The sequence below is a fragment of the Streptomyces termitum genome, from assembly GCF_014650175.1.
GTDB classification, from domain to species: domain Bacteria; phylum Actinomycetota; class Actinomycetes; order Streptomycetales; family Streptomycetaceae; genus Streptomyces; species Streptomyces termitum.
Map to the genome: position 1 here is coordinate 191936 of NZ_BMUL01000011.1, position 15178 is coordinate 207113.

Genomic DNA, 15178 nt, shown 5'->3' on the forward strand with positions numbered 1-15178 from the left:
CCCGGGGTCAAGCCCTCGCGGGGGGCGAGAATCGGTCTCTCTCCTGTCTCGTTCGCCCCTTGATCCTCGACAGTCGTCTCGAACGGCTGCTTGACTCGTGGGTCCACACGGGGAGGGGAACGCAGTCATGCGCAGTGGAGCGAAGGTCGCGATCGTCGGGGGCGTGTTCGTCGTCGTCGCGGGCGGCGTCGGATACGGGGGCTACAACCTCTGGAACGGAGTGACCGGGGGGTCCTCCGACGTCGGGACGAAGGAGGCCGGGGCGCCCAGGAGCGGGCCGGTGACGCTGGAGGAGGTCACCGGCACCGCGCGGGACTTCCTCGCCGCCTGGGCCGCGGGGGAGGCCGACCGGGCGGGGCAGTTGACGAACGATCCGGTGACGGCGGGCCCCGCGATCGCCGCGTACAAGGAGGGGGCGGGGGTCTCCCAGGCGGTGATCACGCCGGGGACGCCGACGGGGACGACCGTGCCGTTCACCGTGAAGGCCACGCTCACCCATGACGGCGTGTCGAAGCCGTGGACGTACGCCTCCCAACTCACCGTCGTACGGGGCGAGTCGACCGGCCGGCCGCTGGTGCGGTGGGCTCCGGCCGTCCTGCACCCGAAGCTGACGGCCGGCGCGACGCTGCGGACCGGCACGGCGAAGACCCCGCCGGTCAAGGCCGTCGACCACGAGGGCGTCGAGCTGTCCCCGGAGAAGTACCCCTCGCTCGCCCCCGTCCTGGACGCGCTGCGCCAGCGGTACGGCGACAAGGCGGGCGGCCGGGCGGGCGTGGAGACCTGGATCGAGCGCGCCGACGGCACGCCGACCAGCACCCTCGTCGTCCTCTCCGCCGGCAAGCCCGGCGAGCTGAGGACGACGATCGACGCGGGCGTGCAGGCGGCGGCGGAGAAGGCGGTGAAAGCGTACGGAACGGCGGCCGTCACCGCGATCGAGCCGTCGACGGGCGCGATACGGGCGGTCGCCAACAGCCCCGCCACCGGCTTCAACACGGCCTTCGAGGGCGGGCAGGCCCCCGGCTCCACGATGAAGATCGTGACGGCGGCGATGATGATGCGGTACGGGATCGCCGGGCCGAACACGGCGGTGGAGTGTCCGGCGACCGTGCCGTGGGACGGCTACACCTTCCGGAACCTGAACAATTTCACCACCACGGGCAACCTCACCAACGCCTTCGCCCGGTCCTGCAACACCGCCTTCATCAAGGCGATCACGCCCCTCAAGGCCAAGGGCGTCTACAACACGGCGCTCGGCGACACCGCCCGCAAGTGGTTCGGCATCGGCGCGACGTGGTCGATCGGCGTGCGGACCACGGACGGCTCCGTGCCCGAGTCCAGCGGCACCGAGACCGCCGCCTCGTACATCGGGCAGGGCCGCATCACCATGAACGCGCTCAACATGGCGTCCATCTCGGCGACCGTGAAGGACGGCGGCTTCAAGCAGCCCTACCTGGTCCCCCGGGACCTCGACGGGCGCGAGTTCGCCACGGCCGAGCGGCTGCCGGGCGACGTCGCCAGCGGGCTGCGGACGCTGATGCGGGCCGCCGCCACCTCCTCCGCCGGCACGGCGACCGAGGCGATGGCCTCCGTCCCGAGCCCGAAGGGCGCCAAGACCGGCTCGGCCGAGGTCAACAACCAGGCCACCTCGAACAGCTGGTTCACCGGCTACTCCGGCGACCTCGCGGCGGCGGCCGTCGTCGACTCCGGCGGCCACGGCGGCGACGCGGCGGGCAAGGTGGTGGCGACGGTCCTGAAGGCAAGCTGACCCGCGCGGGAGGACGGGGTCCGGGGAGCGGAAAGCCATCGCACGCCCCCGGCGCCCGCCGCTACGGTGCGGGCATGACGACCGACGCCACCCCGGCCCCCTCCCCCGCCCACCCCCTCTTCGCCGCCGCCCTGGCCGACCTCGGCCTCGACGTCGAGGTCCGCCGCTTCCCCGACGAGACCCGCACCGCGCAGCAGGCCGCCGACGCGATCGGCTGCGCGGTCTCCGAGATCGTCAAGTCCCTGATCTTCGCCGCCGACGGGGTGCCCGTGCTGGTCCTGATGGACGGCTCGTCCCGGGTCGACGTCGAGCGGGTGCGGGAGGCGCTGGGCGCGACGGAGGTCACCCGCGCCGACGCCCGCGTCGTCCGCGAGACCACCGGCTACGCCATCGGCGGCGTGCCGCCCTTCGGCCACCGCACCCGGACCCGCGTCCTCGCCGACGAGGCCCTCCTCGACCACCCCCTCGTCTGGGCCGCCGCCGGCACCCCCCACTCGGTCTTCGCCCTCCCCCCGAAGGACCTGATCACCCACGCGAACGCCACCCTCACGGACCTCCGCGAACGCACGGCGTGACCCCACCGGCACCCCGGGAGCCCCGGTGACCGCCGCCTACGAGCGGCTGCGGGGCCGGGGGTTCACGGGGCGGCTGGTGGCCGGGGCCTGAGTTCGGGTCAGTGGTCGCCCACGATCTCGCGGAAGTGGGTGTGGACGGCGAGGAGGCCGCCGTCGACGCGGAGGGTGGTGCCGGTGATCCAGGAGGCGTCGGGGGAGGCGAGGAAGGCGACGGCGGCGGCGATGTCGTCGGGGGTGCCGACGCGGCCGAGGGGGTAGGCGCGGGCGGCGAGGGCGGCGAGTTCGGGTTCCTTGCCGGCCCAGGCGGGGGTGGCGATGGTGCCGGGGTTGATCTGGTTGACGCGGACGCCGAGCGGGGCCGCCTCGCCGGCGAGGGTGCGGGTGAAGGAGCCCAGGGCGGCCTTCGCGGCGCTGTAGGCGTGGTCGCCGAAGTCGGCCTCGGCGTTGACCGAGCCGATGGTGACGACCGAGCCGGCGCCGTCGGCCGCGGCCAGGTGCGGGAGGGCGGCGCGGGCGCAGCGGACGGCGCCGAGGAGGGTGCCGTCGAGCTGGCGGCGCCAGTTCTCGCCGGGGTCGTCGACGAAGGGGACGAAGGCGTTGTTGACGAGGGTGTGGAGGGCGGGGAGGCCGGCGAAGAGGGTCTCGACCGCCGCCGCGTCGGTGATGTCGAGGCGGTGCGGGACCGCGCCGGGCAGGTCGGCGGCGACCCGCTTCGCCGCCTCCTAGTCGATGTCCGTGACGAGGACCCGCGCGCCCTCCGCCGCGAGCCGCCGGGCGGTCGCCGCGCCGATGCCGCTGCCCGCGCCCGTGATCAGTGCCGTCTGTCCGTCGAAGCGCTTCATGCGCCCCATCAGAGCAAAGACTTGACCGCCTTCACCAGGGCCTGGGCGCGCGGATCCGCCGTGACCGTCTTCCGCATGCCGTTGGTGACGTAGGCGAAGGCGGTGCCGGACTCGGGGTCGGCGAAGGCGAGGGAGCCGCCGCGGCCGGGGTGGCCGAAGGAGGTGGGGCCGAGGAGCGGGCAGGCGGGGCCGTGCAGCATGAAGCCGGGGCCGAAGCGGGTGCCGACCAGGAGGACCCGGTCGGGTCCCGCGGACTCCTCGGTGCGGGCGAGGGTGAGGGTGGCGGGGGCGAAGAGGCGGGGGCCGCCGTCGGGGAGCGGGGCGAGGGTGGCCGCGTAGAAGCGGGAGAGGGAGCGGGCGGTGGCGATGCCGGCCGAGGCGGGGAGTTCGGCCGCCCGGTAGGCCGGGTCGTTCTCGTCGGGGGCGGGGTCGATGACGGCGAAGGCGCGGCGGGTGAGCGAGTCCGGGTTCGCGTACGCCTCGGTCACCGAGCGCTTGGCGCGCAGCCGGAGCGCGCCCGCCTCCTCGGGGGCGTCCACGGGGGCGATCCGGCCCACCCGGTGGGCCTGGGCGGCGGGCAGGCCGATCCACAGGTCGAGGCCGAGCGGGGCGGCGATCTCCTCGGCGGTCCAGCGGCCGAGGGTGCGGCCGGTGACGCGGTGGACGAGGGCGGAGAGGAGCAGGCCGAAGGTGTGGGCGTGGTAGCCGTGGTCGGTGCCGGGTTCCCAGGCGGGGGCCTGGGTGGCGAGGGCGGCTCCGGCGGCCTCCGGGTCGGCGGCCTCGGCGAGGCTCAGGGGCCGGTCGAGGACGGGGAGCCCGGCCCGGTGCGCGAGGAGCTGCCGTACCGTCACCCGCTCCTTGCCCGCGGTCTTGAACTCGGGCCAGTACGCGGCCACCGGGGCGTCCAGGTCGAGCAGTCCGCGCTGGTGGAGCAGGAGCGGGACGGTCGCCGCGATGCCCTTGGTGGCGGAGCGGACGACCTGCGCGGTGTCCTCGGCCCAGGGAGCCGCGGCGGCGGGACCGGGAGCCGTGGGGATCGTGCCGCCGGGGCCGGGGGCCGTACCGCCGTAAGCGGGGTCCGGAGCGCCCGGGCCGGGGGGCGTACCGCCGGAACCAGAGCCCGTGCCGCCGGGACCAGGGTCCGTACCGCCGGAACCAAAGGCCGTGCCGCCCGGGCCGGAGGCCGTACCGGCGGGGTCCTGGGCCGGGGTGTCGGCGTCGCGGGTGCCCGCCCACAGGTCGACGACCTTCGTGCCGTCGTGGTGCACGGCGACGGCCGCGCCGCGCTCGCCGCGCTGCTCGAAGTTGCGGCGGAACGCGTCCGCGACCGGTTCCCAGCCCGGTGCCACCGTGCCCTGGACGTCCACCCGACCCACTCATCCTTTCGTACGAACGGGATCCATGGTCTCAGGTCGGTTCAGGCGACGGAGCCGGGCACGAAGCCGTAGGGCAGTTCGAGGCGGTGGCGGGTCATGAGCTCCTCGTCGGAGAGGATCTCGCGGGTCGGCCCGTCGGCGGCGATGACGCCCTCGCTGAGGATCAGCGAGCGCGGGCACAGTTCCAGGGCGTACGGCAGGTCGTGGGTGACCATGAGGACGGTGACGTCCAGGGAGCGGAGCACGTCGGCGAGCTCGCGGCGGGAGGCCGGGTCCAGGTTGGAGGAGGGTTCGTCGAGGACGAGGATCTCGGGCTCGCCGGCGAGGACGGTGGCGACGGCGACCCGGCGGCGCTGGCCGAAGGACAGGTGGTGCGGGGGCCGGTCGGCGTACTCGCCCATGCCGACCCGGTCGAGGGCCCGTGCGACGACCGCGTCGAGCGCGGCGCCGCGCAGGCCCGCCGCGGCCGGTCCGAAGGCGACGTCCTCGCGGACGGTCGGCATGAAGAGCTGGTCGTCGGGGTCCTGGAAGACGATGCCGACCTTGCGCCGGATCTCCGCCATGTGCTTCCTGCCGACGGGCAGTCCGGCGACGGTGACGGTGCCCGCGCCGGCGGTGAGGATGCCGTTGAGGTGGAGGACGAGGGTGGTCTTGCCGGCGCCGTTGGGGCCGAGCAGGGCGACCCGTTCGCCGCGGCCGAGGGTGAGGTCGACGCCGAAGAGGGCCTGGTGGCCGTCGGGGTAGGCGTAGGCGAGGCCGCGCACGTCGAGGGAGGGGGTGCTGGTCATCGTGGTCGTCCCGGTTCAGCCCAGGAGGGCGAAGAGGCAGAGCGGCAGGGCGGCGAGCGGCAGGGCCAGGGCGCCGGCCCACTGGGCGCGGGTGGCGGGCCGCTCGTCGAGGAGGGGCATGGTGCCGGTGTAGCCGCGGCTGACCATGGCGAGGTGGACGCGTTCGCCGCGCTCGTAGGAGCGGATGAAGAGGGCGCCGGCGGACTTGGCGAGGACGCCCCAGTGGCGGACGCCGCGCGCCTCGAAGCCGCGGGAGCGGCGGGCGACGGACATCCGGCGCATCTCGTCGGTGATGACGTCCCCGTACCGGATCATGAAGGAGGCGATCTGGACGAGCAGGGACGGCAGGCCGAGGCGCTGGAGGCCGAGGACCAGGTCGCGCAGTTCGGTGGTGGCGGCGAGGAGCACGGAGGCGGCGACGCCGAGGGTGCCCTTGGCGAGGACGTTCCAGGCGCCCCACAGGCCGGGGACGCTGAGGGAGACGCCGAGGACGGTCGTCGACTCGCCGGGCACCACGAAGGGCATGAGGACGGCGAAGGCGACGAACGGGATCTCGATGGCGAGCCGCCGCAGGACGAATCCGGCGGGCACGCGGGCGCGTGCGGCGACCCCGGCGAGCAGGGCCGCGTAGAGGGCGAAGGCCCAGACGGCCTCGCGCGGGGTGGTGACCACGACGAGCACGAAGCCGAGGACGGCGGCGAGCTTGGTGTGCGGGGGCAGCCGGTGGACCGGCGAGTCCCCCCGCCGGTAGAGCCGGTGGGCGTGTCCGGCCCCCATCTCAGACCCGGGCCCCGGAGTCGGCGCCCGCGTCGGCGCCGCTCCCGGCCGCGCGGCGGCGGCGGGTGATCCAGAAGGCTCCGGTGCCGACGGCGAGGGTGGCGGTCACGCCGATGACGCCGGCGAGACCGCCGGAGAGGCGGGCCGAGCCGATGCCGCGGACGCCGTAGTCGGCGAGCGGGGAGTCGGCGGCGGCGTGCTCCTCGGCCTTGGCGTCGATGCCCTGGTCGGCGGCGACCTTCTCCAGGCCGTCGGGGCTGGCGGAGGCGTAGAAGGAGACGACGCCGGCGAGGACGAGGGCGGTGAGGAGGCCGCCGGCCCACAGCTTCTTCGGGGAGCCGGCGCGGGCGGGCTCAGGGGCGGCGGCCGGGACGGCGTCGACGAGTTCGCCGCCGACGCGGAGCTTGAGCGGGGCGGTGAGGCCGCGGGCGCCGTGGACGAGGTCGGGGCGGACGGCGAGGACGGCGCCGACGGTCAGCGCGGTGATGACGGCCTCGCCGACGCCGATGAGGACGTGGACGCCGAGCATGGCGGTGAGGACCTTGCCGACGGGCACGTCCGTGGTGCCGCCGACGGCGTAGACCAGGGTGAAGACGGTGGCCGAGGCCGGTACGGAGACGGCGGCGGCGACGAAGGTCGCGGCGGTGACGCCGCCCCGGGTGCGGGGCAGGACGAGCCGCAGGCCCCGGAAGACGGCCCAGGCGACGACGACGGTGGTGACGCCCATGACCGTGATGTTGACGCCGAGGGCGGTGAGGCCGCCGTCGGCGAAGAGGACGCCCTGCATGAGGAGGACGACGGCGACGCAGAGGACGCCGGTCCAGGGTCCGACGAGGACGGCGGCGAGGGCACCGCCGAGGAGGTGGCCGCTGGTTCCGGCGGCGACCGGGAAGTTGAGCATCTGGACCGCGAAGATGAAGGCCGCGACGAGCCCGGCGAGCGGGGCGGCCCGCTCGTCGAGTTCCTTGCGGGCACCGCGGAGGCTGACGGCGACGGCGCCGGCGGCGACGACACCGGCGGCGGCCGATACGGGGGCGTTGATGAATCCGTCAGGTACATGCACGACCCGAATGATGAGCGCAGTTGCGAACGGCTCGCAAGAGCGTCCGGACCACAAGACGGCCGGTGTGAGTCCGGACACGTCACGCATGGGGCGGGTGGGACGGGGGAAGAATCTGGCATTGAGCAGCAAATCGCACCCCACGGTGAGGAGCCGCGCCATGCACCAGGTCAGCGACGACGGCACGGGCGGCGGTGTGGTCACCGACCGCGCCCGGGGCCGGCTGGCCGGTGACGCGCCCGTCTCCCGGGCCGTCCCCGTCGTCCTCCGCTACGACCCCGGCTTCTCCCCCGCGACCGTCCGCTTCGTCCTGCCGGGCGGGGTCGAGTGGTCCTTCCCGCGCGCCCTCCTGGAGGACGGGCTGCGGGCCCCGGCCCACCGGGGCGACATCGCGGTCTGGCCGTGCGGGCGGGTCCAGACGGTGGTCGAGTTCCACGGCGAGGACGGCGTCGAGGTCGTCCAGTTCGACAACACCGCCCTGAACCGCTTCCTGAAGCACACGTACGCGGTGGGCGCGCCGGCCGCGCCCCTCGCCCCGCGCTGAGCCCCCGCGCTGACCGGGGCCGCTCGCACCGCACCCCCGCCCTCACCGCCCCGCCCCCCGCGCGCGGACGCCGCCGGTACGTCGTCCTTCGTGACGTGCCGGCGGCGTGCGGCCGCGTCGGTGCCCCGTCCCCACGGTCCCGGCGCGGTCCGGGGCGCGCCCCCCGCTCAGGGGCGGCCCCGGGGTTCTTCGGGGGTCAGACCTTCACGAGTTCGGGCGCGGGGGCCGGTTCCTCGTGGGCGGTCAGCTTCTCGCCCTCGACGTCCACGTCGGGCAGGGCGCGGTCCAGCCACTTCGGCAGCCACCACGCCTTGTGGCCGAGGAGGGCGAGCACGGCGGGGACGATCGCCATGCGGACCACGAAGGCGTCGAAGAGGACGGCGACGGCGAGGCCGAAGCCGATCATCTTGATCATCTGGTCGCTCATGCCGATGAAGCCGGAGAAGACGGCGATCATGATGACGGCGGCGGCGGTGACGACCCGGGCGCTGTGCCGGAAGCCGGTGACGATGGCCTCGCCGGGCCGCTCGCCGTGGACGTACGCCTCCCGCATCCGGGTGACGAGGAAGACCTCGTAGTCCATGGCCAGGCCGAAGACGACGCCCACCATGAAGATCGGCATCATCGACATGATCGGGCCGGTCTGCTCGACGCCGAACAGGCTGCCGAGCCAGCCCCACTGGAAGACCGCGACGACGGCGCCGAGGGCGGCGACCACCGAGAGGAGGAAGCCGAGGGCGGCCTTGAGCGGCACCAGGACCGAGCGGAAGACGAGGGTCAGCAGGACGAAGGCGAGGCCGACGACGAGGGCCAGGTAGGGCACCAGGGCGTCGTTCATCTTCTGCGAGAAGTCGATGTTCATGGCGGTGGCGCCGGTGACGAGGACGTCGTCGCCGGTGGCGCCGCGGATGTCGTGGACGAGGTTCTCGGTGGCGGCGGAGGACGGGCGGTCCTTCGGGATCACCGTGATCATGGCGGCGTCGCCGGCCTTGTTCGGGGTGGCGGGGGTGACCGCGGCCCAGCCGTCGAGCTTCTTGATGGTGCTGACGGTGCGGTCGGCGGTGGCCTTGTCGCCGTCGACGACGACGAGCAGCGGGCCGTTGAAGCCGGGGCCGAAGCCGTCGGAGAGCAGGTCGTAGGCGCGGCGCTCGCTGGTGGAGACCGGCTTGACGCCGTCGTCGGGCAGGCCCATCTCCAGGGAGGCGGCCGGGACGGCGATCGCGCCGAGGCCGAGGACGCCGAGGACCAGGACGAGGACGGGGCGGCGGATGACGAAGCGCGCCCAGCGGGTGCCCGCGTTCGGCTTCTCCTCCTTCGCGGTCTTCGCGGTCTCCCCGGCGGGGGCCTTGCGCTGCTTGCGGCCGAGGACCTTGTCGCCGGCGAAGCCGAGCAGGGCCGGGATCAGGGTGAGGGCGATGAGGACGGCGATGACGACGGTGCCGGCGGCGGCGAAGCCCATCTTCGTCAGCATCGGGATGTTGACGACGGCGAGGCCGACGAGGGCGATGACGACGGTGAGGCCGGCGAAGACGACGGCCGATCCGGCGGTGCCGGTGGCGCGGCCCGCGGCCTCCTCCTGGCTCCGCCCGTCGGCCCGTTCGGCCCGGTAGCGGGAGACGATGAAGAGGGCGTAGTCGATGCCGACGGCGAGGCCGATCATCATGGCGAGCGTGGAGGTGGTGCTGCCCAGGTCGAGGACGCTGGCGAGGGCGGTGATGCTGGAGACGCCGACGCCGACGCCGATGAGGGCGGTGAGCAGCGGCAGTCCGGCGGCGACGAGCGAGCCGAAGGTGACGACGAGGACGATGCCCGCGATGACCACGCCGACGATCTCGCCCGCGCCGGTCTCCGGCATGGTCTGGAGGGCGTCGCCGCCGAGTTCGACGGTCAGCCCCTTGCCCTGGGCGGCGTGGCCGGCCCCTTCGAGGGCGTCGCGGGTGGCGTCGGTCAGCTCCATGCCGTTGACCTTGTAGGACACGGAGACGTAGGCGGTGGAGCCGTCCTGGGAGACGGCGCCGGAGGTGTACGGGTCGGCGACGGAGACGATCTGGTCGGAGCCGGCCTTGAGGGCGGCGACGGTCTCCTCGACGACGGCCTTGTGCCCGGCGTCGGTCACCTTCTGGCCGTCGGGGGCCTTGAAGACGACGCGGGCGGTGGCCCCGTCGGCGCCGGCGCCGGGGAAGCGCTCTTCGAGCAGGTCGAAGGCGCGCTGGGCCTCGGTGCCGGGGATGGAGAAGGAGCTGGAGGTCGCGGTGGGCGCGGTGGCGGCGCCGATGCCGGCGACGGCCAGGAGCGCCACCCAGAGGAGGGCGACGAGCCGGCGGCGCCGGAAGGCGGCGCGGCCCAGCTTGTAGAGGAAGGTGGCCACGGGTGCGTACTCCCATTGTGGGGTGGGACAGGGCATGGGGAGCCGGCCCGACGGCGTGAGCGGTACGCGTCAGGTGGAGCAGGGCGGAACGGGTGGAGCGTGCGGGTCAGACGCCGAGTGAGGGGAGCACGACGGCGTCGACGTAGCTGCTGAGGAAGGCGTGGTCGACCGGTCTCTCGTCGATGAGCGGACGGGCGACGAACGCTCCGATCAGCATGTGGGGGACGAGTCCGAGGGCCGGGTTGTCCGGGTCGATCTCGCCCCGGCGGACCGCGCGCCGCAGGACCTCGTCGAGCCCCTTGATCTCGGGTTCGACGAGCAGTTCGCGCAGCGCCTGGTGCAGGTCCGGGTTGTCGTGGACGGCATGGGCGAGACCCCGCATCAGCGCGGTGTCCTTCTCCATCTGGCAGTCGTCGGTCAGTTCCATCAGGGCCCGGAAGTCGCCCCGCAGCGAGCCGGTGTCGATCTCGGCGAGGGTGACGGGCTTGTTGTGCCGCAGGGCGCGGGCGACCAGCTCCGGCTTGCTCCCCCACTGGCGGTAGAGGGTGGCCTTGCTGGAGTGGGTGCGGGCGGCGACGGCGTCCATGGTGAGGGCGTCGTAGCCGACCTCGCGGAGGAGGTCGAGCACGGCGGCGTACAGCTCGGACTCACGCTCGGGGGTGAGTCTGCTGCGGGCCATGCCGTACCTCCGGTGACCGTTGGGGATCGCTCGGGGACGAACGAAACGGTTTCGTACTCTTCGTACGGTACGAAGGTACTCCCGCCGCCAGCGAAACGAAACCGTTTCGTACGTGTCCTGGGACACACCGGGCGCCGTCCCCTCCGCACACCCGTACGAGTTGCCGCACCCCCTCCGCGCGGAAAGCATGAACGGGTGAGTGACGACGTGGCCTACCTCCGTTTCCCGCACCTCCACGACGACCTGCTGTGCTTCACGGCCGAGGACGACCTCTGGATCGCCCCCCTCCCCGCCGAGGGCGAACGCCCCGGCCGGGCCTGGCGGATCACGGTCGACCGCACCCGGGCCGGCCACCCCCGCTTCTCCCCCGACGGCCGCCACCTGGCCTACACCAGCTGGCGCAGCCTCGACCCCGAGATCCACCTCGTCCCCGTCGACGGCGGCGCCACCCGCAAGCTCACCCACTGGGGCTCCGCCGACACCCGCGTCTGCGGCTGGACCCCGCCCGACGCCGACGGCCGCTCCGACATCCTCGCCGTCTCCTCGCACGGCCAGCCCTTCTCGTACTTCTCCTGGGCCCACACCGTCCCCACCGACGGCTCCCCCGGCGGCCGGATGCCCTGGGGACCCGTCACCGGCATCGCCGTCCGCGACGTCGACGGCGAGCGGCGCACCCTGCTGCTCACCGGCACCCCGCCGCACGAGCCCGCCGCCTGGAAGCGCTACCGGGGCGGCGCCACCGGCCGCCTCTGGCTGCACGGCGCCCGCCTCCTCGACGACCTCGACGGCCACCTCGCCGACCCCATGTTCGTCACCGACCCCGCCGCCCCGGACGGCTACCGGATCGCCTTCCTCTCCGACCACGAGGGCGTCGGCAACGTCTACTCCTGCCACCCCGACGGCACCGGACTGCGCCGCCACACCGACCACGCCGACTTCTACGCCCGGCACGCCTCCTGCGACGGCCGCCGGATCGTCTACCAGTGCGCCGGCGAGCTCTGGATCGTCGAGGACCTCGCCGCCGGGGCCGTACCCCGCCGCCTGGAGGTCAGGACCGGCGGCCAGCGGGCCGGCCGCCGCCCCTACCAGGTCCCCGCCGCCCAGCACGTCGAGGCGCTCTCCGTCGACGAGACCGGCCGGGCCAGCGCCGTCGGCGTGCGCGGCAGCCTCTACTGGCTCACCCACCGCGACGGCCCCGCCCGGACCATCGCCGACACCCCCGGCGTCCGCGTCCGGCTCCCCGAGATGCTCGGCAGCGGCGGCCGGATCGCCTACGTCACCGACGCCGAGGGCGAGGACGCCGTCGAGATCGCCTCCCTCCCCCGCGCCAGCGGCGACCGGCCCCCGCGCCGGCTCGCCGCCGGCGGCCTCGGCCGCGTCGAGGAACTCGTCGCCGACCCCGAGGGCGAGCGCCTCGCCCTCGCCTCCAACGACGGCCGGCTCCTCCTCCTCGACGCCGGCGAGGACTCCGGGGGCACCTCCCGGACGAAGTCCGGGGGAGGGGAGGTCACCGAGCTGATCCGGTCGGTCAACGGACCCGTCCGCGACCTCGCCTTCTCCCCCGACGGCGCCTGGCTCACCTGGTCCCACCCCGGCATCGGCCGCTCCCTGCGCTCCATCAAGCTGGTCCGCATCTCCGGCCCGGGACCGCGCGCCGTCATCGACGTCACCAACGGCCGCTTCGAGGACGAGAACCCCGTCTTCACCAGCGACGGCCGCTACCTCGCCTTCCTCTCCTGGCGCGGCTTCGACCCGGTCTACGACGTGCACACCGGCGACCTGTCCTTCCCGCTCGGCTGCCGCCCCTACCTCGTCCCCCTCTCCTCCGCCACCCCCTCCCCCTTCGCGCTGCTGCCCGACGGGCGCCCCGCCGCCGGCGGCCTCGACCCCGCCGACGACGGCGCCGACAGCGGCGACGGCACCGTCACCGTCGAGATCGAGGGCCTGCCCGACCGGGTCACCCCCTTCCCCGTCGCCGCCTCCAAGTACTCGGCCCTCCACCCGGTCTCCGGCGGCGGCCTCGTCTGGCTGCGCTGGCCCATCTCCGGCGCCCTCGGCGAGACCTTCGCCAACCCCGCCGACACCTCCGGCCGCCCCACCCTGGAGCACTACTCCGTCGTGCGCGCCCGCCGCACCGAACTCACCCGCGAGATCGACTGGTTCGCCGTCAGCGGCGACGGCACCCGGCTCGTCGTCGTCGACGAGGGCGAACTGCGCGCCGTGCCCGCCACCGAGGCCGGCGACGACGACTCCACCGTCTACCCCGACCTGCGCCGCATCCTGCACGACGTCGACCCCGGCGCCGAATGGCGCCAGTCCTACGAGGAGGCCGGGCGGATCGTCCGCGCCTACTTCTGGGAGCCCGGCATGGGCGGCGTCGACTGGGACGCGATCCTCGCCCAGTACCGGCCGCTGGTCGAACGGGTCGCCACCCCCGACGAGTTCGCCGACCTGCTCCGCGAGGTCATGGGCGAACTCGGCACCTCCCACGCCTACGTCACCCCCGCCCGCCGCAACGAGGGCCCCCCGCACCACCAGCGCCCCCAGGGCCTCCTCGGCGCCGACCTCGTCCCCCGCGACGGCGGCTGGCTGGTCCGGCGCATCCTGCCCGGCGAGTCCTCCGACTCCAAGGCCCGCTCCCCGCTCGCCGGCACCGGCATCCGCGAGGGCGCCGCCCTCACCCACGTCGACGGCCGGCCCGTCGACCCCGTCGCCGGCCCCTACCCGCTGCTCGCCGGCACCGGCGGCACCACCGTCGAACTCACCTTCGCCCCGGCCGGCGGCGAGGGCCGCGCCCGCCGGGTCGCCGTCGTCCCCCTCGTCGACGAACGCCCGCTGCGCTACCAGAACTGGGTGGCCAAGCGCCGCGCCGTCGTCCGCGAACTCAGCGGCGGGCGCTGCGGCTACCTCCACATCCCCGACATGGGCGGCTCCGGCTGGGCCCAGTTCAACCGCGACCTCAGGATGGAGGTCTCCCGGCCCGCCCTCATCGTCGACGTCCGGGGCAACGCCGGCGGCCACATCAGCGAACTCGTCGTCGAGAAGCTCACCCGCAAGATCCTCGGCTGGGACCTCACCCGCGACGCCCAGCCCGTCAGCTACGCCTCCAGCGCCCCGCGCGGCCCGGTCGTCGCCCTCGCCGACGAGGCCACCTCCTCCGACGGCGACATGATCACCGCCGTCTTCAAGCTGCTCGGCCTCGGCCCCGTCGTCGGCCAGCGCACCTGGGGCGGCGTCGTCGGCATGACCGGCCGGCACAAGCTCGGCGACGGCACCCACATCACCGTCCCCATGAACGCCGCCTGGTTCACCGACTGGGGCTGGTCGGTGGAGAACCACGGCGTGGAACCCGACGTCGCCGCCCTGCGCACCCCCCTCGACTGGGCCGAGGGCCGGTACGGACAGCTCGACGACGCCGTCCACGCCGCGCTCGCCCTCCTGGCGGAGCACCCGGCGGCGAGCCCGCCCGGCTACGACGACGTGCCGGACCGCTCCCGTCCCCCGCTGCCCCCGAGGTCCAGCTCGTAGGCGGTGCCCGGCTCGCCGTCCTCCAGGGTCACCGCGCCGACCGCGCCGAAACCGGCCCGGACCAGGACCGCCCGGGAGGCGTCGTTGCCGTGGGAGACGACCGCCGTGAGCCGCCGCAGGCCGTACTCCTCCCGGGCCAGCCGGGCCACCTCGCGCACCCCGGAGGTGGCCAGGCCCCGGCCGGTCGCCGCCTCCGCCAGCCGGTAGCCCAGCTCGGCGGTGCCCGCCACCGGGTCCACGCCGACCAGGTTGACACGGCCCAGGACCGCCCCCGCCGCGTCCACCAGCAGGTGGAAGTGGATCTCCCCGGCCTCCTGGGCCCCGACCAGCTCCCGGTGCCGGGCGGCGAACTCGGCGAAGTAGGCGTCGCCCCGGTCCGGGACGCGCGCGGCGAAGAAGGCCCGGTTCTCGCGCTCGAAGGCGAGCAGCGCGGGCGCGTGGTCGAGGCGTATGCGTACGAGTGCGACGGTCATGCGGCGAGCGTACGGAGCCCTCCCCCGCCCGCCCACCGGTTATCCGGCCGCCGCGCCCCGCCCGGCGGCAACACCACGGGCCCGCGCCCCGCACGCGCCAGGAGGCGCGCCCGGCGTCCCGGGCGCGCCTCCTGGCAGGACGGCGTCAGCGCTCGCGGTCGGTGCGCTCCTGGGCGGCCCGCCGCGCGCGGTCGGCCTCCTCCTCGGAGCGCTCGCGGCCCCGCGAGGCCCGCTCCGAGGCCTCGTCCTTGGCCTTGCCCGCGGCCTGCTTGGCGCGCTCGGAGAGCTCCTGCGCCTTGTCCTGGAACTGGTCCTTGATGCCCATGAAGGTTCACTCCTAGAAGGGTGTGAGGCAGACGGGGCGGCACGCCCCCTGGGCCTCGACCAGCCTTGCACGAGCGAA

General features: G+C 74.6%; 12 protein-coding genes and 1 pseudogene. 4 read left to right on the plus strand and 9 right to left on the minus strand.

Translation table 11 applies throughout. The annotated features are described in order from the left end of the window. The first annotated feature begins 127 nt into the window (after window positions 1-127). Both IE219_RS21560 and IE219_RS21565 read left to right on the plus strand, forming a co-directional pair. Window positions 128-1765: a penicillin-binding transpeptidase domain-containing protein gene (locus tag IE219_RS21560; protein ID WP_189979937.1), complete on the plus strand. Its 1638-nt coding sequence runs from the start codon at window positions 128-130 to the stop codon at window positions 1763-1765. Window positions 1766-1839: 74 nt separating this feature from the next. Then, complete coding sequence (locus tag IE219_RS21565) at window positions 1840-2340, plus strand: YbaK/EbsC family protein (RefSeq protein WP_189979939.1); 501 nt, start codon at window positions 1840-1842, stop codon at window positions 2338-2340. A gap of 98 nt (window positions 2341-2438) precedes the next feature. On the opposite strand, the pseudogene IE219_RS21570 reads toward IE219_RS21565, so the two are convergent. From IE219_RS21570 to IE219_RS21595, 5 genes and pseudogenes are all read right to left on the minus strand, one after another. Next, window positions 2439-3182, minus strand: a pseudogene (locus IE219_RS21570) (SDR family NAD(P)-dependent oxidoreductase). An 8-nt stretch (window positions 3183-3190) separates the two neighbouring features. After that, on the minus strand, window positions 3191-4549 hold the full coding sequence (locus IE219_RS21575) for a serine hydrolase domain-containing protein (protein WP_229849917.1): 1359 nt from the start codon (window positions 4547-4549) through the stop codon (window positions 3191-3193). 50 nt (window positions 4550-4599) lie between these two features. After that, window positions 4600-5346 carry an energy-coupling factor ABC transporter ATP-binding protein gene (locus tag IE219_RS21585; RefSeq protein WP_189979941.1) on the minus strand — a complete coding sequence of 249 codons (747 nt, stop codon included), beginning with the start codon at window positions 5344-5346 and terminating at the stop codon, window positions 4600-4602. A gap of 15 nt (window positions 5347-5361) precedes the next feature. Beyond that, window positions 5362-6123, minus strand: a complete 762-nt coding sequence (cbiQ, locus tag IE219_RS21590) for a cobalt ECF transporter T component CbiQ (RefSeq protein ID WP_189979943.1) — start codon at window positions 6121-6123, stop codon at window positions 5362-5364. Window position 6124: 1 nt separating this feature from the next. Continuing rightward, window positions 6125-7186, minus strand: a complete 1062-nt coding sequence (locus IE219_RS21595; RefSeq protein WP_189979945.1) for an energy-coupling factor ABC transporter permease — start codon at window positions 7184-7186, stop codon at window positions 6125-6127. Between the two features lie 157 nt (window positions 7187-7343). Here IE219_RS21595 and IE219_RS21600 point away from each other — a divergent pair, with 157 nt between their 5' ends. Continuing rightward, window positions 7344-7727: an SsgA family sporulation/cell division regulator gene (locus IE219_RS21600; RefSeq protein WP_189979947.1), complete on the plus strand. Its 384-nt coding sequence runs from the start codon at window positions 7344-7346 to the stop codon at window positions 7725-7727. A gap of 196 nt (window positions 7728-7923) precedes the next feature. Here the strand turns inward: IE219_RS21600 and IE219_RS21605 are convergent, their stop codons facing one another. Next, on the minus strand, window positions 7924-10095 hold the full coding sequence (locus IE219_RS21605; protein WP_189979948.1) for an MMPL family transporter: 2172 nt from the start codon (window positions 10093-10095) through the stop codon (window positions 7924-7926). A gap of 106 nt (window positions 10096-10201) precedes the next feature. Continuing rightward, window positions 10202-10774 (minus strand): TetR/AcrR family transcriptional regulator, encoded by a 573-nt coding sequence (locus IE219_RS21610; protein WP_189979949.1) that lies wholly within the window; start codon window positions 10772-10774, stop codon window positions 10202-10204. A 195-nt stretch (window positions 10775-10969) separates the two neighbouring features. Here IE219_RS21610 and IE219_RS21615 point away from each other — a divergent pair, with 195 nt between their 5' ends. Continuing rightward, window positions 10970-14302 (plus strand): S41 family peptidase, encoded by a 3333-nt coding sequence (locus tag IE219_RS21615; RefSeq protein WP_189979950.1) that lies wholly within the window; start codon window positions 10970-10972, stop codon window positions 14300-14302. Here IE219_RS21615 and IE219_RS21620 read toward each other — a convergent pair. Together IE219_RS21620 and IE219_RS21625 are read right to left on the minus strand one after the other, a co-directional pair. Continuing rightward, entirely contained in the window at window positions 14245-14775 is a 531-nt protein-coding gene (locus tag IE219_RS21620) for a GNAT family N-acetyltransferase (RefSeq protein WP_189979951.1), read from the minus strand. The genes IE219_RS21615 and IE219_RS21620 overlap by 58 nt on opposite strands. 145 nt (window positions 14776-14920) lie before the next feature. Continuing rightward, the gene (locus tag IE219_RS21625; RefSeq protein ID WP_189979952.1) at window positions 14921-15100 is read right to left on the minus strand and encodes a hypothetical protein; all 180 of its coding nucleotides are present in this window, start codon (window positions 15098-15100) and stop codon (window positions 14921-14923) included. Between the last annotated feature and the right edge of the window lie 78 nt (window positions 15101-15178).